Below are 22,566 nucleotides of genomic sequence, written 5' to 3' on the forward strand. Positions count from 1 at the left end.
ATTTGGTTATGAAGTATATTAAATGGTTATACCACAAAATCTTTCATATAAAAACAAAAAAAACCCCTGAAAAACAGGGGTTTAACGAATTGCTGTAGCGAGAGGGGGGCACGATCCCCCGACCTCTGGGTTATGAATCCAACGCTCTAACCAGCTGAGCTACCTCGCCAAATAGATGCTACATCATTTTAATTCGGGTGCAAATATAAAAACAAAAAGCGTTGTACCAAACAATAAAGAAGAATTAATTTTTTTCAAATACTTTTTTCAAATGCTTTTAAAGTAAATAATTAATCTATATATTGGCTTACTAACAATTTGCAATATGTCTGAAAAAATAAAATACGAACTTGAATTTGTAATACAATCCTCTCCACAGCTACTATATCAGTATATTTCTACACCTTCAGGGCTTTCTGAGTGGTTTTCTGATAATGTAAATTCCAGAGGCGAAATGTTTACATTCATTTGGGATGATAGTGAAGAGGAAGCAAAACTTCTAAGTAAAAAAAGTGGAGAAAGAATTAAGTTCAGATGGATGGCTGATGATGAAGAAGGCGATGATTATTTTTTCGAACTGCGCATACAGGTTGATGAAATCACCAAGGATGTTTCTTTAATGGTTACTGATTTCTCTGAAGATGATGAAATTGAAGAAAGTAAAATGCTATGGGATAATATGATAAGTAATTTAAAACAAGTTTTAGGTTCTTCATAATTCCTTTTATTTTTATAATGTATATTTGCCCCGCCCAATAGCTATTGGTAATAAGGGGCTTTTTTTATGATCAATATTAACGGAAATTTATTAGCTGATAATGAAGCTTCATTATCCATTACTAATAGAGGATATGCATACGGAGATGCATTATTCGAAACAATACGAGTAAACTCAGGAACTATTCTTTTTTGGGAAGACCATTATTTTAGATTAATGGCCTCCATGAGAATCTTAAGAATGGAAATTCCTATGAATTTTACTCCAGAGTTTTTGCAACAAGAAATTCTAGACCTTATAGAGAAGAGTGGCTTTATGAATTCTTCTGTGAGGATCAAAATTATGGTTAACCGGAAAGAAGGAGGATTATATACTCCTATGAATAATGGTATCGATTACAGTATTTCTGTTAAACCATTGGCTTCGGCTTTTTATACGCTTTCTAATGATTCGTATGAGGTGACCTTGTTTAAAGATCATTATATGGCTCCAGACTTACTTTCGACATTAAAATCTAATAATAAATTAGTGAATATATTAGGCGGTGTTTTTGCAAAAGAAAATGGGTTTGAAAACTGTTTGTTGTTGAATACTAATAAGATGGTGATCGAGGCCTTGAATGGGAATTTATTTTTAGTAAAAGGTAATAAGATAAAGACGCCACCTGTTGCTGATGGTTGTTTAAAAGGGGTTTTAAGGACTCAATTATTAAGAATCTTAGAGAAGTTACCAGAATATGAGTTAGAAGAAGCTTCTGTTTCGCCTTTTGAGTTACAGAAAGCAGATGAATTATTCATTACTAATGTAATTACAGGAATACAACCTATTACCAAGTTTAGGAAAAAAGAATATAAAACTGAAATAACAAAGAGGTTATTGGGAATATTGAATGCAAGAATACGAATAGGGGACTAGTTATAACTTGGATCTTCTGGAGCATTGGACCAAAGAAGGTATTCTCCACCTAATTCAATCATTTTTTCTTTCCAGAAAGTGTCATAAGATTTACCAATAATGTTTTTTTCGTAGGTGTTTTTTACAATTACCCAAGAATTTGCCTCAAGTTCCTGGATTAATTGTTCTGCATCCCAGCCAGAATATCCTAAGAAAAACCGAATTTCATTAGAAGTAATTTTGTTTTGAGCAATTAGCTCTGATACAACAGAAAAATCTCCACCCCAATAAATACCAGAAGAGATTTCTACACTATTAGGTATTAAATTTGGAATCTTATGAATAAAATATAAATTATCCTGTTCTACAGGTCCACCATTATATATTTTAAACTCAGCTTCCACTTCTGGAACCAAGTCAGATAGTACATAATCCAATGGTTTATTCATTATAAAGCCTATAGAACCTTGATCACTATGATCTGCGAGAAGCACGACAGAACGGTTAAAGGAAACGTCACCAATAATCGATGGTTCTGCAATTAGAAGATGTCCTTTACCAGGTTGAAGTGATATCATGGATGGCGTAGTTTATTCTAAAACTAAATAATTATTTCTAATAATCAAAGTGGTTATCCATATTTGTTAGTAGCTCATAAAAAAAAGCTCCCTAATTAGGGAGCTTTCTATAATTATCAAAAACTAAATAAATTAGTTAACTGAACTAGATAAATCCGCACCAGCTTTGAACTTTACAACGTTTTTAGCAGCAATCTTGATAGTTTTACCTGTTTGAGGGTTTCTACCTTCTCTTGCAGCTCTTTTAGAAACTGACCAAGAACCAAATCCTACTAAAGAAACACGGTCACCTTTTTTAAGAGAACCTTCAACATTTCCTAAGAAAGATTCTAAAGCTTTCTTTGCTGCTGCTTTTGTAATTCCAGCATCAGCTGCCATTGCATCGATTAATTCTGTTTTGTTCATAATTCTGTTTTTAAATTAATTGTTGGTTAAACCAAATTTTTGTTAAACGCTCTACAAATTTATACGGATTTATGATTCATGCAAGGATTAGCCCAGTAAATACGGGGTTTTGTTGATAACTCAAGGCGATTGTTAATAAACAAGTATGTTTTCTATGAATTTTCTTACTCTAGTGATAGCAGGGGCTCAGCCCATTTTTGCGTCTTTATAAAAGGTATACCCATTCAATAGAGATTTAGCTTCCATTGCTTTTTTCCCCGGAAGTTGAATTTTATTCAGAATAATGTACCCTTTATTTACTGCTACCTTGATTACAGAATCTTCTACAATGACTTTACCGATATCAAAACTATGCTCTTGGTTTTCTGTTTGCGCATCATAAATTTTTATGGAAACTTCTTCTCCTTTATTATATAATGAACACCAAGCGCTGGGATATGGACTTAAACCTCTAATAAGATTGTAAATAGATTGTATGTCATCGTGCCAATTGATTTTAGTATTATCCCGATGTAGTTTGTAGGCAGTTTTTAACTCACCTTCTTTAGGTTGCTCTTTAGTAGTTACGGTTCCATTTGCTATCTCTTTAATGGTGTCAATAACCAACAAAGCTCCTTTCGCCATTAATTTATCATGAAGAACACCAGCGGTATCATCATCTTGTATTTCTATTTCTTTTTGAAGAATGATATGACCTGTATCTATTTTTTCATCAATAAAAAAAGTAGTAATTCCTGTTTTACGCTCTCCATTAATAACAGCCCAGTTAATAGGTGCAGCACCTCTATAATCAGGAAGTAAAGACGCGTGTAGGTTGAATGTTCCATACTCTGGCATATTCCATACTACTTTAGGTAACATTCTAAAGGCTACAACGATGTTAAGGTTGGGGTGTAGTTTTTTTAGTTCTTCAATAAAGTCCTCATCCTTAAGATTAGTAGGTTGTAATATATTTAGATTTTGCGATAGTGCATATTCTTTAACAGCAGATGCTCTAAGTTTTCTACCTCTTCCCGCAGGTTTGTCTGGAGCAGTTATAACGCCTACCACGTTGTAATTATTTTCTATAATAGCTTTTAGGGTTTCTACCGCAAAATCCGGAGTTCCCATAAATAGAATTCTTAAGTCTCTCATTATATTTTATACTAGTTGATAGTTGTTATATGAATCAATTTTTATGATATTATGTGTATTTAGCTCTCTTAATATCTCCAGCGCTGTTTCTTCAGGGCATTTTAAATGTGATATTATTTCTCTGGAGGACAACTGTTTTTGCTGTAATAGCGCTACAATATCATTTCTGATTTTTTTTGGATCTATAACCGTTTTCTTGTTAGAAATGCAGACACTACAGATACCGCAGTCTTTTGAATCTTTTTCTCCAAAGTAGGCAAGTAGCTGTCTGCTTCGACATATTGATTCATTTTGTACAAAACGAATCATAGTTTTTACTTTGTTAGCTTTAGAAGCACTCAGTTCTTTAATATAAGGTTTAACTCTATTAATAGTGTGCTCATCCTCTCTAGGTACTAAAAAAACGATATCCGCATCTGTTAGTTTATAATTAAACTCAAGTAATTCCGCATCTTGTAATTTTTTTAAAACATCAATCACATTTGCTTCTGATGTATTAATCTTAGAAGCAATCAGTGATAAGTTAACCTTTACTTCCTCATCAAAAATACCACCATAGGTACGTAATATTGCTTTAGTGATCAATTCTAAATGTGTATTTTGTTCTAAATATTTAAGAAGTTGATCTCCTGTAGTTGTTATATGAACGGTACTTTTTTTAGTAAACCTTTGAGTGAAGTTAATAACACTACAGCGATCTAAAAATTGTAATGTATTATAGGTCATTAATGTGTTCAGGTCGTATGTCTTGCAAAAGGTATTAAAATTAAAACCATGTGCTGATTGTTCACCTTCTCCATATGATATTCTAAAATAATTGCACAGTTTGCGATAGACAAATTTTACAAAATCTACATCTGGCAGTACTTTAATGAATTGATTTTGAACTCTTACAATATCATTTTCATTTTTTAGGAGAAAAGCATAAGATGTTTCTCCATCACGTCCAGCTCTTCCTGCTTCCTGAAAATAACTTTCAATACTCTCGGGAATATTATAATGGATAATTGTTTTTACATTCGACTTATCGATACCCATCCCAAATGCATTAGTAGCTACCATAACCCTAACTTCTTCTGCTAACCATTGCTGAAAACGTTTTGTTTTTTCTTTGGCATCAACACCGCCGTGATAATATGCAGAAGTATATCCACTTGCGTTTAGAAAATCACTAATTTCTATAGCTGATTTTCGGTTTCGGACATAAATAATAGAGCTTCCTGGATATCGATTCAGAATCCTAATGAGTTTATCATTTTTATCTAAAGTATGATATACCATATATCCCAAATTACTTCTAAAGAAAGATTGTCTGAATATTTTAGGTTGAAATAAATCCAGTTCTTTAATGATATCATCTACCACTTCAGGCGTGGCCGAAGCTGTTAGAGCAATCATAGAAACTGCAGGTTTGAGCTCTCTTAAGATTTTGATTTTCTTATAAGAAGGTCTAAAATCATTACCCCACTGAGAAATACAATGTGCTTCATCAATCGCAATAAGGTTGATCTTCATTCTTTTGAGTCGCTCTTTTACCAAATCCTGCTGAAGACGTTCTGGCGAGAGGTATAAGAATTTATAATTGCCATAAATACAATTATCCAGTAAAGTATCTAACTCCGTGTATTTAATTCCGCTAGTGAGCGCAATGGCTTTAATACCTTTTTGCTGTAAATGTTGTACCTGATCGTGCATTAATGCAATGAGAGGTGATATTACAATACAAATCCCAGGTCTTAGAAGTGCAGGTATCTGGAAACAAATGGACTTACCGCCACCAGTAGGAAGCAATGCAAAAGCATCATTGTTTTCAATAACGGCATTAATAATCTCTTCCTGTAACGGTCTGAAAGTATCATAATTCCAATTCTCCTGTAATAGCTGGATTGGGCTACTCATCAATACTATTATATTACGTGTTGTAATATAAAGGTACTGCGTTCTTTTACATTTCCAAAAGGAACTTCAATACAATTGTATCCAAATTTTGTATAAGTCTCTAATAAATGGTGATGTATTTGTTGTGCTTCTTCAAAACTTTCATAACGTTCCGCATCAGATATATAAATTTCTTTCCAAGGAGGTAATAGAAAAATCTGATCATAGAGATAGTCCTTGCAAGCCTTTATAAATGGAGCATCGTATGTTTGTTTAAAAAGATCCATATATGCTAGTACGTCTGGTATTCCTCTATCGTAAAAAGCAATGCCCTTGTCGTTGGCAATAGGATCTTTGTATTGATTAATCCTGCCATTCATTAATTGTATATTGAAATCATAAGGATCAGAAACAGAAGCGATGGGATTAGAAACAATATCCACAGCGTCATTATTTTTCGCTTCTTGAGTAATACTTCTGATAAATTCAGGAAAACAAAAGAAACCATCTTCTTCCAGTGCTTTAATGATTGATGTTTTTCCTGTAGAAGGACCTCCTGTGATAACTATTTTATGTTTTGCCAAAGAAATATATTTTGTGGCGAATTTCGGAATTATAAAATGATTTTGAAAATACTTTGATAAGTATACCATAAAGCTCTGTTAAAGTTGAATTTGTCCATCCGTATTTTTAGTAACTTCAATAACGAAATAGTGATTATTCTCTTATTTAGACTAATTAAATACAAATCTTAAAATTTAAACTCATGCCTGTTTATAATCTAAAAGTAAATGGTCAATCGCTTTCTGTAGAAGCGGATGAAGACACGCCTCTTTTATGGGTATTACGAGATCATTTTGATCTGGTTGGAACTAAATTCGGTTGCGGTATTGGACAATGTGGTGCCTGTACTATTCATGTAGATGGAGTTGCTACCAGAAGTTGTTTGTTAAAAGTTTCTGTTGCAACAGAAATGGATATCAAAACAATAGAAGGTTTATCCAAAGATGTTTCACACCCAGTGCAACAAGCTTGGAAAGAAATCGATGTACCTCAATGTGGATACTGCCAAGCTGGTCAGATTATGACTGCTGCAGCTTTTCTGGAACAAAACCCTAATCCTAATAGAGAAGAGATTAGAGATGCTATGAGCGGTAATATCTGTAGATGTGCTTCTTATAATAGAATAGAAAAGGCAGTAGAACAAGCAGCAAGTAAAATAAGCTAACCAATTTAAATCCCAGAAAAATGAAACGTATAACAACTCCTTCTGTAAGTAGAAGGTCATTTATAAGAACATCAGCGTTAGCCGGTGGAGGAATCTTGATTGGCTTTAATCTATTTCAAGCTTGTAAACCCGAGGTTACACCGCCAACAGATATTGTTGATATTGCTGATTTGAACTTTAACGATTTTAATGCTTTTATTAAAATTGCAGATAATGGTATGGTGACTATTTTTTCACCAAATCCAGAAATTGGACAAGGCGTAAAAACATCTATGCCTATGCTGATTGCTGAAGAACTAGATGTTGCATGGGAACATGTTCATGTGGCTCAAGGAGCTTTAGATACCAAAAATTTTACCCGACAAGTTGCTGGAGGAAGTCAATCATTAAGACAGGGTTGGGAGCCATTGAGACAAACCGGAGCTACAGCGAGACAAATGCTGATTAATGCTGCTGCTGCTAAATGGGGTGTTGATGCTTCAACCTGTAGCACAGAGAATGGCGTTATCAAGAATAGTAATGGAGATAAATTAGGGTACGGAGAAGTCGTAAAAGAAGCAGCTTCTTTAAAAGTACCAGAAAACATAAAACTGAAAGACCCAAAAGATTTTACTATTATAGGAAAAGATATTCATAATGTAGATGTGGATAAAATCATTACCGGAAAGCCTTTATTTGGTATGGATTATAAAGAAGAAGGTATGGTGTATGTTTCCGTTTTGAGACCTCCTGCTTTTGGAAAAAAATTAGATGATTTTGATGCAACAGAAGCTAAGGCAGTTACAGGAGTAATAGATGTATTTAAGTTTGGTGATAAAATCGCAGTATTAGGAGAGAATACCTGGTCAGCTATGAAAGGTAAAAAGACTGTGAAAGCAAAGTGGATAGACGATTCTAAGCTTGAAAGTACGGCAGATCATGATAAAGCATTGACAGATCTTTTAAACGGTAAAGAGTTTAATACGATGCGCGCTGATGGTGATGTTAAAAAAGCATTTGCAGCAGCGGATAAAGTCTTGGAAAGAGTATATGAATCTCCTTTTCTTCCGCACAACTGTATGGAACCTATGAATTTCTTTGCGCATGTTACAGATGAGAAAGTGAGATTAGTGGGCCCAATCCAAACACCGGCAGGAACTGCTAGAAGAGTAGCTTCCCTTTTAGAAAGAAAACCTGAAGAAGTATCTGTCGATATGACAAGAATGGGTGGTGGTTTTGGAAGAAGATTGTATGGTGATTTTGCTCTTGAAGCAGCAGAAATATCTAATATCTCCAAGAAACCTGTAAAAGTTGTGTATTCCAGAGAAGACGATATGTCTGCCGGAATATATCGACCTGCTATAAAATACAAAATTAGTGCAGCTATAAAGGATGGTAAATTAACAGGATATCACCTAAAAGAAGCCGCTGTTAATTCTAATATGTATGGATTGATTCCTAACTTCTTTCCAGCAGGAGCTGTAGAGAATTATCAGGTAGATGTAGCGAAGTATGATAGTAATATTACTATTGGAGCCTGGAGAGCGCCTTATACTAATTTTCTGGCTTTTGCGGAGCAAAGTTTCTTTGATGAACTTGCAGAATTAATGGAAGTAGATAATATTCAACTTCGATTAGATTTATTGAAGAACGTAAAAGCAAATACAGATGAACGAATACAATATTCTCCAGAACGTTTAACACAGGTAATTAAAACGGCTGTTGAGAAATCTGAATGGGGCAAAAAACCAGAAGGTGTATACCAAGGATTTAGTTCTTATTACTGCCATAATACGCACGTTGCTGAAGTGGCAGACGTAGTATTAGTGGACGATCAACCAGTTGTTAAAAAAGTGACTTGTGTGGTTGATTGTGGAATTGTAGTTAACCCATTAGGAGCTAAAAATCAGATTGAAGGAGGAGTTATTGATGGTATTGGTCATGCTATGTATGGTGATTTTTCGTTTAAAGTAGGAGAACCACAGGACACCAATTTTGATACCTATCGTTTGATACGAATGAACGAAACACCCATTGTAGAAACTCATTTCATTGAGAGTAATATCGCTCCAACGGGATTAGGAGAGCCTACATTACCTCCTGCAGGTGCCGCAGTGGCTAATGCTATTAAAGCAGCAAAAGGAGTGAGGTTGACGAAACAACCCTTTGTTAAAAACATGGAAAACAAAGCATTGTTGGGATAATATATGACACACGAGTTTAAAGAAATAATAACATCATATCAGGAAGCGAGTCAGAAGGGAATACGAGCCGTCATTGCAACAGTAGTTAACATTGACGGCTCGTCGTACCGAAGACCTGGAGTTGGAATGCTTATTTTGGGAAATGGGCAAATGACCGGTGCCGTAAGTGGTGGTTGTGTAGAAAAAGAAGTATTAAGACAATCTCAATCAGTTTTTACTACCGGTAAAGCTAAGATGATGACCTATAACGGACGATATCGTCTGGGTTGTGAAGGTATCTTATATATATTGATTGAACCTTTTTCTATAAGTAAGGAAACCATTAATAGAATACAGCAGTATTTAGTTTCCCGAACTCCTTTTGAGATTAAATCATATTATACTGAGGATGAAGAACGTGATTGTTATATGGGATCTACAGTTGTTTTTGAGGCTACCGAGGAATTTAAATTTTCTGATCATTTTGATATTGATATCCTAAAACAGGATACCGCTTTGGCTTGTTTTGATCGTGAGATGCTACCCTGTTTTCGGTTGGTTATTATTGGATCTGAACACGATGCGATACAATTAAGTACTATAGCTAATGCAACTGGATGGGAAGTAGAAGTGGTGAATACTCCTAAAAATCCAAAAGTACCATCTGATTTTCCAGGAGCTAATAAAGTGCTAAATCAATCACATGAAAATTTAGTGATTGATAAGGTGGATGAGCAAACAGCAATCATCCTGATGACCCATAATTTTGCTAAAGATTTATTGTATCTACAGGCAATAAAAGATACGCAGCCTGTTTATATAGGACTATTAGGGCCTTCTAGAAGAAGGGAGAAGTTGTTATCTGCATTTATAGAGTATTTTCCGGAGGTGACCGATGAATTTATGGATTGTATTCATGGACCTGCCGGACTAAATCTAGGAGCAGAGACACCACAAGAAATTGCGATTTCTATTATTGCAGAAATATTATCCATCGTTCATAATCAGAAACCAATTCCATTACAGGATAAAAAGGGTGGAATTCATGGAAATATCGAAAAGGAAATGATATCAGACATTGCAAAAAACAACTAACAATATTGCGCATATTATAGTAGCAGCAGGATCTTCTAGTCGTTTGGGAAGTCCTAAGCAGTTATTGGCTTGGAAAAACAGCACATTGATTGGTCATGAAGTTGAAAAATCATTACAATTAAAAAATCTTACAACCTTTGTTGTTTTAGGAGCAAATTTTGAATTAATTCAAAAAGAAATTAAACATTTTTCTGTAGAAATCCTTTACAATCAGAATTGGAAATCTGGCATGGGATCTTCTATAAGTTTCGGAATACAACATATTATGGAAGTACAAAGAAGCTTTGATGCGGCTTTGATAACTTTAGTAGATCAACCTTTAATAGATACGATACATTTAGATAGTTTGATTTCGAAATTTAATAAGAATAAAGATACCGTTGTCGCTACTGCAATAAAAGATCGAAGAGGCGTTCCTGCTATATTTCCAAAGACTTTCTTCAAAGAATTGTTAGGTCTTAAAGAGGATTATGGAGCACGTCATATTATGAAAAAATATAAAGATCATATAATGACGATTGACGGAAAGGGAAAAACGGATGATATTGATACAATCGAACAGTATAATGTATTATTGAAAAGGGATAAAGAGTAAGCAAAAGCATTCTGATATCTGAATGATATGGCGTATCTTTGCCAAAAATTTTGTGATACATGAGTGATGCTTCTAATTCTGAAGAATTTTATAAAAAACTAAAACTACAATTGGCAGATACCGCATTGTGGCCTACTGCTTATTTATATAAATTTATTGTCCCTACTGATTCTGATAAAGTAAACCAAATAGAAGGGATATTTGATAATCTTGGCGCAGTAATTACTACTAAGCAATCTAAAAATGGTAAATATACCAGCGTGTCTGTGAATGTAAGAATGAAAAATCCGGATCAGGTGATTATCAAATATAAAGAGGTAGCGGTGAAAGTAGAAGGAGTTATTTCTTTATAACTGAAATATTTCTATACACTTAATAAGCATACTAATATTATTTTAGTATTTTGCAAAATAATTAATGAGCAACTGAAAAGCCTACACCTTAACAAGTCTTTTTTATAACTTACCATTTCTTTTTAGAGAAGCTCATACTACTATACATTTTTTATGGACGTTAACAAGCATATGGAGATTAACAATTTAGAATATAATACGGAGCGAGAAAAGCTTATAATACCAGAGTATGGTCGTCATTTACAGAAAATGATTGATCAAGCTGTAGAGATAGAAGATAAAGAAGAAAGAAATAAAGTAGCAAAAGCAATTATTGCTGTAATGGGGAACCTACAACCTCACCTTAGAGATGTACCTGATTTCCAACATAAATTATGGGATCAATTATTTATTATCAGTGATTTTAAATTAGATGTAGAAGCTCCATACCCTGTTCTTACCAAGGAAAAGTTGGAAGAAAGACCAGAACCATTAGAATATCCTCAGAATTTTCCAAAATATCGTTACTATGGTAACAATATCAAGCGAATGATCGATGTAGCTATTAGCTGGGAAGATGGAGATCTAAAAACAGCATTGACTTATACGATAGCAAATCATATGAAAAAATGTTACCTTAACTGGAATAAGGATGTAGTTGATGATTCAGCTATTTTTAATCATCTGGTTGAACTTAGTGATGGTAAGATTGATTTAAGAGATAGTACAGAGGACCTAAGCTCTGCTAGTGATTTGATGAGAGGTAAAAAGAAAAGTTATCGTTCCAATACTTCTAGTAAAAAGAATTACCGAAGTGGCGGTAGCAACAACAACCGAGGTAAAAAACGCTATTAACCAATACCAACAACTATAACCATTCGACTTTTATGAGTACTTTTCAGATAGAAGGAGGGCATCAGCTCAAAGGTGAGATAACACCTCAAGGAGCTAAAAATGAAGCCTTACAGATTCTTTGTGCTGTATTACTAACCCCAGAGGAAGTAATCATTTCTAATATTCCAGATATTAGAGATGTCAATAAATTAATAGATATCCTTAGAAATCTTGGTGTCAAAATTCAAAAACTTGATAAAGGCAAGTATTCCTTTAAAAGTGATGAATTGAACCTGGATTACATGGAGAGTGAGCAATTTAAACAAGAAGGAAGCGGTTTAAGAGGGTCTATCATGATTGTAGGACCTTTGCTTGGAAGATTTGGTAAAGGATATATTCCACGTCCTGGAGGAGATAAAATCGGACGACGAAGACTTGATACACACTTTGAAGGGTTTATTAATCTTGGAGCAGAATTTAGATACAACAAGGAAGAACGTTTTTATGGCGTAGAAGCACCAGAAGGATTAACAGGTACTTATATGTTATTGGATGAAGCTTCTGTTACGGGTACTGCTAATATAGTAATGGCTGCTTCGCTTGCAAAAGGAAAAACGACCATCTATAACGCTGCTTGTGAGCCTTATTTGCAACAGTTATGTAAGATGATCAATTCTATGGGGGGTAAGATCGAAGGAGTTGGATCTAATCTATTGACTATAGAAGGAGTTGAATCTCTTGGAGGTTGTGAGCACCGAGTATTACCAGATATGATTGAAATTGGATCATGGATAGGTTTAGCTGCTATGACCAAGAGTGAAATTACAATTAAGAATGTAAGCTGGGAGAATTTAGGAGTTATTCCTAATACTTTCAGAAAACTAGGAATCACTTTAGAACGTGTAGGCGATGATATTTATATTCCTGCACATAAAGATGGGTATCAGATCGAAAGTTATATCGATGGATCTTTTATGACCATTGCAGATGCGCCTTGGCCGGGATTCACTCCTGATTTACTAAGTATCGTTTTAGTAATTGCTACGCAGGCTAGAGGAGAAGTGATGGTACATCAAAAAATGTTCGAGAGTCGTTTGTTCTTTGTAGACAAACTAATTGATATGGGAGCAAAGATTATTCTTTGTGACCCGCACAGAGCAACTATTATAGGTCATGACTTTCAGTCTACACTAAAAGCTACTACAATGGTATCTCCAGATATTAGAGCAGGAATTTCGTTATTGATTGCTGCATTGAGTGCCAAAGGTACTTCTACGATTCATAATATCGAACAAATTGATCGTGGGTACGAAAATATTGATGAACGTCTAAGAGCTATTGGAGCAAAAATTACCCGAATAGAGTCTTAAAAACAGTATTTTTATAGAACATAAATAAGAGGAACTATAGTAATTATGGTTCCTTTTTTTATGGACTTACTTGAAAAAAGCAACAGTCACCTCGAGCATTTCGACTAAGCTCAATACAGGCTTTGTCGAGAGGTAGTTTTTGTAATTACTGGGGTTTCACCTTCTCTTAAAACAACCTTAGTTCGACATAAGAATATTTACGTCAGTCAGATTTCTATAACGTAGCCAAACGATTTTGAAAAAAAGCCTTGTCATGCTGAGCTTGTCGAAGTATAGATACAATTTTTCTCCTGTCACCTCGAGCGTAGTCGAGAGGTCACTGTGAAAAATCACTCAATTTGAAAACTTTTTTAAACTCTGTTCTTAGATCGAACTCACGTTAAAATAACAGTATAGATTAAACTATTTTAGTACTAGTTTTTTGTTATATCATAGAAACTCTTACTTTCTTCTTCTTCAATCTTGTATTTGTAACTTGTTCGATAACTTTCTTTGCTTTAGAAGCTTTGACCGCTACAAACGCACAATCAGGCTTGATTTCGATAATGCCCAATTCATCTTTACTGAGCTTACCTTGCTTAAAGAAAAGTCCGGCGATATCACCTTTGGAAATCTTATCACGTCGTCCTCCAGAAACAAATAAAGTTTCCCAACCAGATGGGGTTGGAATAGAAGCATCTGCTAACACTTCTTCATCTAGATCTGTTATGAATTCCGGAAGTTCCTCGTTTTTCCATTGTAGAATATAAGCAGTTCCATCAGCATTCATTCTGGCGGTTCTACCATTTCTATGAGTAAATTCTTGGCTTTTAAGTGGTAGATGGTAATGAATAATATATTTGATTTCAGGAACATCAATTCCTCTTGCTGCCAGATCAGTAGCGATGATAATCTGATGTGTTCCGTTTCTGAACTTAATCAAAGCACGTTCTCTGTCCTTTTGTTCCATACCTCCATAAAAGCAACCGTGACTAATTTTATGTTCCTTTAGAAAGTCACTCACTCGCTGAATCGATTCTTTATAATTACAAAAGATAATTCCCGGTTGATTCCCGATATGACTTAATGCTTTTACTAATGTTGGAAGCTTATCTTTGGTTTCGGAGATGATTGTTTTTATTTGTAATTGAGAAGAAGCTTCATCCAGATAATCAATTTGTACTGGGTTTTGTAACCCTACGAAATCTGGTATTGCTACTTCTTGTGTTGCTGAGGTTAGTACTCTTTTTTGAATATTTGGTAATGCATCGATAATTTCTGTCATTTCTACTTCGAAACCGACCTCTAATGATTTGTCAAACTCATCTAGAACGATGGTGTTGATATGATCTACAGAAAAACTATCACGTCTTAAACGATCCGCAACTCTACCAGGTGTTCCAATAAGAATCGCAGGTCGATGTCTTAGATCTAATTTATCCTGTGATCCCGATCGACCTCCATACACAGCATTCACCTTATAACCCGTACCCATATCTCTGGCTACTTGTTCTATCTGTATGGCTAATTCTCTGGATGGCACTAGCACCAACGTCTGTATCTCTGCACAATCCGAATCTAATGCTGCAATTATAGGTAGTAAAAAGGCAACGGTTTTACCCGTTCCGGTAGGAGAGAGCAACACAACATTATCACTAGATGAAATCGCTAGTTTAGCCTCTTCCTGCATAGGATTTAGGGTTGAGATTCCTAGTTTTTGTAATATATGTTGCTGATTTTTCATAGTACTTGACATTCGACAAAGGTACAGTTAAAAGAGAAATATGTGAATGTTTTTTTATCCCTTTGATAATTATTCAAGGTAAACTTAGAGAAGCGATTAAATTCATCAATCTATTTAGTTTTTCTGAATTATTGCGAATCATAATTGCTAGTGTTTTAGTATATGTTGCAATAATTTTTGATGTGTTATAAGAAGTGGAAGGAGAGTTTTTCACAGTGATACTCTTTTAATAGTATTTACTAAAAGATTCAAGTTAGTATTATAAATTAGTATTATTGAGTTATAAACTTTATTGTTAGAGTTAATCCATTCCTTGGAAAAAGAAATCTGTATTTTTTTCTTTTTCTTTTTCTTTTTCTACTTCCTGAATTAATTTTTCACAATTCTTTATATTATAAATTTGATTTTCAAGTGCATTCGAATAAGAAACAATATACTTTGAATTATTTTCAACTATTTCTTTTACCGTTTTTGGTAATATATGGCAAGAAATATCATCAAGTTGTGTTTCGTATTTGATATTAAAACTCTTACTTTTTGTAGATTTAATTTTATTGATAGATATTAAACTATCTTTTTTCTTGAAAAGCAATGTTTTAAGAGGGAATTCTTTATTAATATTTAAATAACAAACATGTTTTTTTGAATTTTTTGCATATCCTATTATAAATTCAATTGATTTAATTTTACATTCGAAATGCTTTTCTAACGACGATTGGTCGTCCATCAGTTTATTTATTACTTTTATAATTTCTTTGGTGCTATACTTAAAAAAAATAATTTTGCTATCGAATTGGTAATTTGCAATTTGTACGATAATATCGAAGTTTTTGTGATTTTTATATTGGATAATAAAATTTTTATAAAAGGTTGAGTATTCTTTACACTTCTGGTAAAGTATATGTTTTCTGAAAGATTTATAATCTATTTCATAACACATATCGATTATTCCAAAATACGATTTTGAATTTTCTCCATTATAGAGTTTATTTAAGATTTTACCCTGATTTTCTTTTGTGTCTCTACATATGAATTCTGAAGCAAAATACTCTTGTAGAGTTTTATGTGCCCATTTTAATTTCAATCCTTCCTTTTGGAAAATAGGTACATTACTAATTATATCTAGTATAAACTTATTAGTATCGAACTTTACTCCAGGAAAAAAATTATTAGATTTTTTAATGTAACGCTCTAGCTCAGCATAGTTAAATTCTAATTGATTTAATAAAGCAGTAAAGTAACCTAATCCTCTTAATATTTTGTGGAATTCGTAAAGGCTTAATCCTGATTCTTTTTCTCGCTCAAACCTATCTCCTTTGATTATGTCATGCGCTTGAAAAAGTGCTTCGAATACTTCCCAATAAAATTCTTGCTTTTGGAGAGGGATAGTTTCTCGATGTTCAAATTTTTTATAAAGTAAAGAAATTAATAACGGACTTTCTAAAAACTGAATTAGTTCTTCTCTATCGTCAGATTTAAGTTGAGAAATTAATTGAATTGATTTGGCATTATTATTCCCTATTTTTTTGATTAATTCATACGATTCCTCTGTTTTAAGTCTATCAATGCTAAATTCTTGAAAATTCCCAAAAGTTTTTAATGCATCTTCAGGGCGAGATGTTATTATGAATAAATTATTATCTGCTTTTGCAATAAAATTAGTTAAATCACCTGTAACGCTTGTTTTGTTTTTTTTAGAAATTTCGTCATATCCGTCTAAAAAGAAAATGAAATTTCCTTGAGATATTAAATTTCTTGTAACGGATTTTTCTAATTCAACATTTAATGGTTCCAATTGCATTGTGATTTCATCGATAATCGTATTCTTTTTACTTAAACTTCTTAGTTCTATAAAAATAGGAATCCCCTTATTTTTTAGTATACAGGATCTAAATAACCATTTCAGAATAGTTGATTTACCCATTCCACCTTGGTCACAAATCAATACTTTTTTATACTTAGGAATAAAGTTGTCAGAAAATTCGTAAGTCTTTATTTTAGTATGATTGTCAGATTCCTTTTTACACGTAAGTGTTAAAGGGTAATAATAGTCTTCTATTTTTTTTTGTTGATTTCCAAAAACTAGTGTCTGAGCTGAAGAATATCTGTTAAGAGCTTGCGATAGGTATGTTTTAAATCTGAATGAGAAATCTTTATGATCATTGAAAGGTATTTTATTTCCTTTAAGGCTATTTAATATAGGATCTAAATATGTTGTTATAATGTTTTCAATTAATGTATTATCGGTGGCTGTAAATATTTTAAAGTATGTTTTTGCTATAAGTGGATAATCTTGTAAATATAAATTGAGATCCTCAGGTATTATTTTATTTACTTTAATGTCTTTTACAAGTTTTTTTATTTCTTGGATTTTATCATCAATATTTATGTTTTTTAATAACTCATACTTCGATGCTATTTCAGAGCATAATTTATTCAAATCTTCATTAATAATATTTCGATTAAAATCAGATAAATATCGAATTGCAGTATTAGCAAAACCAGTACTAGTAATAAAGTAATATGTAAAATTATTTTTATTAGGTATAAGATTTGGGTTTATAATAGCATGCAAAACAAATTTTAAGAATTCATTTATAATTTGTGGTTTGGTTAATCTAGTCTTATATTTTTTACATTGTATTAAGCCATTAATTTTGCCCTTATAGTATAAAGTACAGTCGAATCCTTTTTCTCCAACCCCTGACATTAAATCGATTTTATCAAATTTCCCAAAAAAATCTTTATCATCAAATTTGATTCTTTCTTTAAAAATATCGTAGCTCAAAACTTCGAATTCCCTATCAGTTATGTCATTAAAAGGGAATTTTCCATTATAAATAATAGGTTTAGAAGCTTTGTTTTTAATTTCAGCAATTTTGGATTCTCTTATTTTTTGCATTTTTATATATTTTTAAAGCATTTTTTCTCCAATACCAAACCTAACTCAACTTCCTGAATTTCCTTTACGGAAAACCACAATAAGGTAGTCTTGCTACAAATAACGGTATAATGCAATGTTGATAATGGATGGGGTAAGTGCAGCTAAACTAATAATTATTTTTGGTTATCAACAATATAACTGTGTTTTAATGGGATTTTTCCCTCAAAATTGTTAATAACCATCAATGTTCACAGTTTTTTGTTCATAAACCGGATGTTTTTAACAGTTCAACTTAGGTTATCAACAATTTTTGTAGGAAAATAATACTTATAAACATTTTTATTAACATTTTTTCTGCTTTTAATCGATTAAAATGAGTTTTACATATAATTATTAACACTAACTTGCTGATAATGTTGATTATATGTTAATAACTTCGTATATTTACATCAGTTAAACCTTAAATCACACAGTTATGAATCATCTTTATTCTTCTATTGAGCTTATCTTAAAAAGTACAGTTTCTTTTTTAAGAGACCTTCCCGGCGCATCTCGCTATGCGATCCGTAAATAATAATAAATTGTTTAGTGTAGTTTATAAATAGTAAGAGAGGTTGCTCCCATAAGCAACCTCTTTTTTGCATATACAACACATAATAATTTATTACCTGTAACAATTATCGTTTCAAAGCAGCGCTTTGTAAACCTTTTTTCACCAGTATAAGATTTGTTTTGCGTTAAAAAATCTTGAAGCCTTGGAAAGGTTTTAGTAAAATAAATCTGGTTTTATCTGCTTAAGCAGATAAAAATACCTTGAAAAAAGCGTCTTTTCTTTTGTTTCGTTTTCTTTGGACGAACAAAGAAAATGAAAAGGTAGAGTTGTGGTAAATTGATTTAACAGAGTTAAGAATATTATTTAAAACTAAATAGGTTTCAAAATCTGTTTATCCTGAAGTTTATTATTATCTCGGTGATAACATCTATAAGGCTTGCTCAATACCTAAATATTTTGTTCTTTCGCTATTATAGCCAGACACATTGAAAGATTTAGAACAAAAAATACGCTCTTTTACGCCAGTTAGTGACTCTGATATGGAGTTTGGACTTCAATTCTACAAAAGGGAGGAGTTAAAAAAAGGGAGTCACCTTATACAACCTGGTCAATACATTCACGATTTTTATTTCATGAAACAAGGCTGTGTAACCTATTATACGATAGAAGATGGAATAACAAGGGTCATGGAATTTTTCACAGATGGTTCTTTTTTTACAGATTTATATCCATATATAGAAGAAATCCCTTCAGAATCATATTTAGAAGTAACAGAAGATTCTGTTGTGTATACCATTTCTAAGTCTGATGCATTAAAAGTCTTTGATCACTCCCATGCGTTAGAACGTTTTGGAAGATTGTCTATGCAAAAAGCATTTATTAATAATTTCCAGCGGATGAATAGGATCAAAAACCTTTCTAATCAAGAACGTTACTTACAGTTATTAGAGAGACGCCCATCTCTTTTTCAGCGTGTTCCGCAATATCTTATTGCTTCTTATCTAGGGTTAACTCCCGTAGGACTTTCTAAAATCAGAAAAAGATTGAGTAAGCAATAGCCGAAATTCATTATTTCTATCCTTAGCTTTTTTTTTCAGCGTATTGTAGTGATAACATCCCTCTAAATCTCCCTTCTAAGAGAGACTTTTTTGTATCCTTCCTTTGAAGGAAGGACTAAGGATGGATGTTTTTTAATGAATTATTATTTCTCTACTACTTCCCATTCTGTCACCTCGAGCGGAGACGAGAGGTTATGTATGCTTAAGGTGTTTTTAGAAGCTATTTTTTAGATGTTTTTTTTATAACTAAAACCAAAGAAAATCTTAAAATTCGTATTTATTAAACCAGTTTAATTAGAATCTACTAAATATTCACGAAATTTATTGTGTTGTCAATAATCAACTTCTTAAAACTTCAAAGAATGGCTAAAGAATATATAGATATAGATACCCTAAAATACCTTTTGTATGATGTTCATCAATTAAAAGAGGTGCTACAGCAAGATCGTTTTGCAGATCATGATAAAGAATCTCTTAATTTGTTTTTAGATTCAGTTAAAGAATTCTCGGATCGCGAATTGTTTCCTTATATTAAGGAAATGGACGAAAATCCCGCGTATCATAAAGATGGTGGTGTAGTGGTTCATAAACAGGTAGAAGTGATGATGAAAAAAGGAGGGGAGATGGGACTCATTTCCGGAACCTTTGATTATGATGCAGGAGGATTACAGTTACCAATGATGATCTATACAGCATCTGCTTTTATTCAAGATGCTGCTAATAATCATTTACCAGGATATGTAGGACTAACATTAGGAGCTGCAGAATTGATTATTCATTTTGCTAGTAAAGAATTAAATGACACCTATGTTCCTAATATGCTTTCTGGAAATTGGGGAGGTACTATGTGTTTAACAGAACCGCAAGCAGGGAGCTCTTTATCAGATGTGGTTACTAAAGCAACACCTCAAGAAGATGGTTCTTATAAAATATTAGGACAAAAAATATTTATTTCTGGTGGGGATCATCAATATGCTGAGAATTTTGTACACTTGGTTTTAGCTCGTATCGAAGGAGCACCAGCCGGAACCAAAGGAATATCCTTATTTATTGTACCTAAAAAACGGCCTGATGGAAATGGAGGTTTGATAGCAAATGATGTAACTACCGTTGCAGATTTCCAAAAAATGGGACAACGAGGTTATTGCACAACTCACCTGGGCTTTGGGGATGCAGATGATTGTAAAGGTTGGTTAGTAGGAGAAGCTCATCAAGGTCTTAAATATATGTTTTTGATGATGAATGGCGCTCGTATTGCAGTAGGAAGAGGTGCCGCGGCAATTGCCACAGCGGCATATCAAGCTTCATTACAATATGCAAAAGAACGTCCACAAGGGAGAAAACTAGCCAGTACTGGTAAGAAAGATCCAGAGCAAGGACAAACCTTAATTATAAACCATCCGGATGTTCGTAGAATGTTATTATTACAAAAGGTAATAGCAGAAGGTTCTTTGAGTTTGGTGTTATTAGCATCAAAATATTACGATTTTAAACAAACATTAGAGGACAAAGCCGAAAAAGAAAAGTATAGCCTATTATTGGAATTGATTATACCTATGGTGAAAACATATCCATCAGATATGGGAGCACATGCGGTTTCTAATGGGTTACAAGTATTAGGAGGTTATGGATTCTGTTCAGATTTCATACTACAACAATACCATAGAGATATTCGTATTTTTCCTATATATGAAGGCACAACCGGTATACAATCTCAAGATTTATTAGGAAGAAAACTCCTGATGGAAAACGGAAAAGCATTAGAACTACTTAATAATGAAATAATGCAAACCATCAGACAAGCCTCAAAATTTGATGATCTAAAAAAATATGCTAACGCATTAGGCGAAAAACTACTATTGACTCAAAAAGTAATCGGGTTCTTAGTTGGTTTTGCTAAAGAAGGAGATTATCAACGTTTCTTGTCAGATGCAACACCTTTTATGGAATTCTTTAGTAACATTACAATGGCGTGGATATGGTTAGATATGGCAACGAATGCTAAAAATGCAATTGTTACAGGAAAAAATACGTATTCCGAAGAGTTTTATGAAAGTAAGATTCACGCTATGAAGTTCTATTTTAAATATGAATTACCTAAAACAAGTGGTCTTGCTGAAATTCTGATGGATGAGGAAGTATTAACAATCGCAGGAGAGAAAGAGGTTTTTAACTAACTATTGAAGCATTTATAAAATTAATTACACAAACATTTTATCATTTCTCCCTTGGGGAGAAACAAGAATGAGGGATAATTTGCATAATGTTTAATTAATTTTTAGTTTCAACATTGAATCATTTTATCATTAAAAAATTAATTCATTAACTACATAATGAACAGTATAAAACAATCATTTAATTTAGAAGGAAAAGTAGCTATTGTTACAGGTTCAAGTAAAGGAATCGGAAAATCCATAGCACAAGGATTAGCAGAACATGGTGCAAAGGTCGTAATCAGTAGCCGAAATCAGGAAGCTGTAGATGCAGTAGCAGCAGCGTTTAAAGCGGCAGGATTAGAAGCCGTTGGTATTGCTTGTCATATTGGTAAAGCAGATCAACGTAAACATCTGGTACAAAAAACAATCGAGCATTATGGTGGAATAGATATTTTGGTAAATAATGCTGCTATCAATCCAATCTACGGACCTATTGAGGATGCAGAAGAAGAAGTGTTTGATAAAATTATGGACGTTAACGTAAAAGCGCCATGGATGTTATCTAATCTAACCTTGCCTTCAATGCAAGAACGTGGTGGAGGTAGTATTATTAATATTGCTTCAGTAGAAGCACTACATCCAGGAGCAGGATTAGGATTATATAGCACTAGTAAAGCGGCTTTATTAATGTTGACCAAAAATCAAGCAAAAGAATGGGGACAATATGGGATTCGAGCCAATGTACTCTGTCCGGGATTGATCAAAACTAAATTTAGTGCGGCACTTTGGCAAAACGAAAAATTACTTAATAAAATAGAAAAGACGTTACCAACTGCTCGAATGGGAATGCCAGATGAAATGGCTGGAATGGTATGTTTATTAGCTTCAGAAGCAGGAGCTTATATGACAGGAAGTGTATATAACGCAGATGGAGGATATATGATTGCTGGGTAGTTACTACCACAAACT

Annotated in this window: 19 protein-coding genes and 1 tRNA gene; 12 read left to right on the forward strand and 8 right to left on the reverse strand. The window is 33.3% G+C overall.

Annotated elements, in window-relative coordinates:
• Window positions 1-95: 95 nt before the first annotated feature.
• Window positions 96-169: transfer RNA gene (locus Q0975_RS18325), tRNA-Met, on the reverse strand.
• 156 nt (window positions 170-325) lie between these two features.
• On the opposite strand from Q0975_RS18325, the gene Q0975_RS18330 reads away from it, so the two are divergent.
• Both Q0975_RS18330 and Q0975_RS18335 read left to right on the forward strand, forming a co-directional pair.
• A complete protein-coding gene (locus tag Q0975_RS18330) occupies window positions 326-718 on the forward strand; it encodes an START-like domain-containing protein (RefSeq protein ID WP_299439324.1) in 393 nt (130 codons plus the stop codon).
• A 66-nt stretch (window positions 719-784) separates the two neighbouring features.
• Complete coding sequence (locus tag Q0975_RS18335; RefSeq protein ID WP_299439326.1) at window positions 785-1,633, forward strand: aminotransferase class IV; 849 nt, start codon at window positions 785-787, stop codon at window positions 1,631-1,633.
• Here Q0975_RS18335 and Q0975_RS18340 read toward each other — a convergent pair.
• From Q0975_RS18340 to Q0975_RS18360, 5 genes are all read right to left on the reverse strand, one after another.
• Complete coding sequence (locus Q0975_RS18340) at window positions 1,630-2,190, reverse strand: YqgE/AlgH family protein (protein ID WP_299439328.1); 561 nt, start codon at window positions 2,188-2,190, stop codon at window positions 1,630-1,632. The two genes, Q0975_RS18335 and Q0975_RS18340, sit on opposite strands and share 4 nt — an antisense overlap.
• Window positions 2,191-2,322: 132 nt before the next feature.
• Window positions 2,323-2,595 (reverse strand): HU family DNA-binding protein, encoded by a 273-nt coding sequence (locus Q0975_RS18345; RefSeq protein WP_027391128.1) that lies wholly within the window; start codon window positions 2,593-2,595, stop codon window positions 2,323-2,325.
• 186 nt (window positions 2,596-2,781) lie between these two features.
• Complete coding sequence (gene fmt / locus Q0975_RS18350) at window positions 2,782-3,729, reverse strand: methionyl-tRNA formyltransferase (protein ID WP_299439330.1); 948 nt, start codon at window positions 3,727-3,729, stop codon at window positions 2,782-2,784.
• Between the two features lie 6 nt (window positions 3,730-3,735).
• Window positions 3,736-5,628: an ATP-dependent DNA helicase RecQ gene (locus tag Q0975_RS18355; protein ID WP_299439332.1), complete on the reverse strand. Its 1,893-nt coding sequence runs from the start codon at window positions 5,626-5,628 to the stop codon at window positions 3,736-3,738.
• An 8-nt stretch (window positions 5,629-5,636) separates the two neighbouring features.
• Window positions 5,637-6,191, reverse strand: coding sequence for an ATP-binding protein (locus Q0975_RS18360; protein ID WP_299439334.1), 555 nt, complete (start codon window positions 6,189-6,191; stop codon window positions 5,637-5,639).
• Between the two features lie 182 nt (window positions 6,192-6,373).
• Between Q0975_RS18360 and Q0975_RS18365 the strand changes: the two genes are divergently transcribed.
• From Q0975_RS18365 to murA, 7 genes are all read left to right on the forward strand, one after another.
• Window positions 6,374-6,835, forward strand: coding sequence for a (2Fe-2S)-binding protein (locus Q0975_RS18365; protein ID WP_299439336.1), 462 nt, complete (start codon window positions 6,374-6,376; stop codon window positions 6,833-6,835).
• A gap of 20 nt (window positions 6,836-6,855) precedes the next feature.
• On the forward strand, window positions 6,856-9,018 hold the full coding sequence (locus Q0975_RS18370) for a molybdopterin cofactor-binding domain-containing protein (RefSeq protein ID WP_299439338.1): 2,163 nt from the start codon (window positions 6,856-6,858) through the stop codon (window positions 9,016-9,018).
• Between the two features lie 3 nt (window positions 9,019-9,021).
• Window positions 9,022-10,092 (forward strand): XdhC/CoxI family protein, encoded by a 1,071-nt coding sequence (locus Q0975_RS18375; protein ID WP_299439340.1) that lies wholly within the window; start codon window positions 9,022-9,024, stop codon window positions 10,090-10,092.
• A complete protein-coding gene (locus Q0975_RS18380; RefSeq protein WP_299439341.1) occupies window positions 10,076-10,687 on the forward strand; it encodes a nucleotidyltransferase family protein in 612 nt (203 codons plus the stop codon). Before Q0975_RS18375 ends, Q0975_RS18380 begins: the two co-directional genes overlap by 17 nt.
• A gap of 59 nt (window positions 10,688-10,746) precedes the next feature.
• Window positions 10,747-11,040, forward strand: a complete 294-nt coding sequence (locus Q0975_RS18385) for a DUF493 family protein (protein ID WP_299439344.1) — start codon at window positions 10,747-10,749, stop codon at window positions 11,038-11,040.
• Window positions 11,041-11,211: 171 nt separating this feature from the next.
• Window positions 11,212-11,874: a DUF4290 domain-containing protein gene (locus tag Q0975_RS18390; RefSeq protein WP_299439579.1), complete on the forward strand. Its 663-nt coding sequence runs from the start codon at window positions 11,212-11,214 to the stop codon at window positions 11,872-11,874.
• A gap of 32 nt (window positions 11,875-11,906) precedes the next feature.
• Window positions 11,907-13,223 (forward strand): UDP-N-acetylglucosamine 1-carboxyvinyltransferase, encoded by a 1,317-nt coding sequence (gene murA, locus Q0975_RS18395; protein ID WP_299439346.1) that lies wholly within the window; start codon window positions 11,907-11,909, stop codon window positions 13,221-13,223.
• 424 nt (window positions 13,224-13,647) lie between these two features.
• On the opposite strand, the gene Q0975_RS18400 is transcribed toward murA, so the two are convergent.
• Both Q0975_RS18400 and Q0975_RS18405 read right to left on the reverse strand, forming a co-directional pair.
• Window positions 13,648-14,958, reverse strand: coding sequence for a DEAD/DEAH box helicase (locus Q0975_RS18400; RefSeq protein WP_299439347.1), 1,311 nt, complete (start codon window positions 14,956-14,958; stop codon window positions 13,648-13,650).
• Between the two features lie 289 nt (window positions 14,959-15,247).
• Window positions 15,248-17,848: an NACHT domain-containing protein gene (locus tag Q0975_RS18405; RefSeq protein ID WP_299439348.1), complete on the reverse strand. Its 2,601-nt coding sequence runs from the start codon at window positions 17,846-17,848 to the stop codon at window positions 15,248-15,250.
• A gap of 1,020 nt (window positions 17,849-18,868) precedes the next feature.
• On the opposite strand from Q0975_RS18405, the gene Q0975_RS18410 reads away from it, so the two are divergent.
• The 3 genes from Q0975_RS18410 (at window position 18,869) to Q0975_RS18420 (ending at window position 22,551) form a co-directional block, all read left to right on the forward strand.
• The gene (locus Q0975_RS18410; protein ID WP_299439349.1) at window positions 18,869-19,441 is read left to right on the forward strand and encodes a Crp/Fnr family transcriptional regulator; all 573 of its coding nucleotides are present in this window, start codon (window positions 18,869-18,871) and stop codon (window positions 19,439-19,441) included.
• 362 nt (window positions 19,442-19,803) lie between these two features.
• Window positions 19,804-21,618 carry an acyl-CoA dehydrogenase gene (locus tag Q0975_RS18415; protein ID WP_299439350.1) on the forward strand — a complete coding sequence of 605 codons (1,815 nt, stop codon included), beginning with the start codon at window positions 19,804-19,806 and terminating at the stop codon, window positions 21,616-21,618.
• 156 nt (window positions 21,619-21,774) lie between these two features.
• Entirely contained in the window at window positions 21,775-22,551 is a 777-nt protein-coding gene (locus Q0975_RS18420; RefSeq protein WP_299439351.1) for a glucose 1-dehydrogenase, read from the forward strand.
• The last annotated feature ends 15 nt before the right edge of the window (window positions 22,552-22,566 follow it).

The organism is uncultured Aquimarina sp. (genome assembly GCF_947500065.1).
Lineage (GTDB): Bacteria > Bacteroidota > Bacteroidia > Flavobacteriales > Flavobacteriaceae > Aquimarina.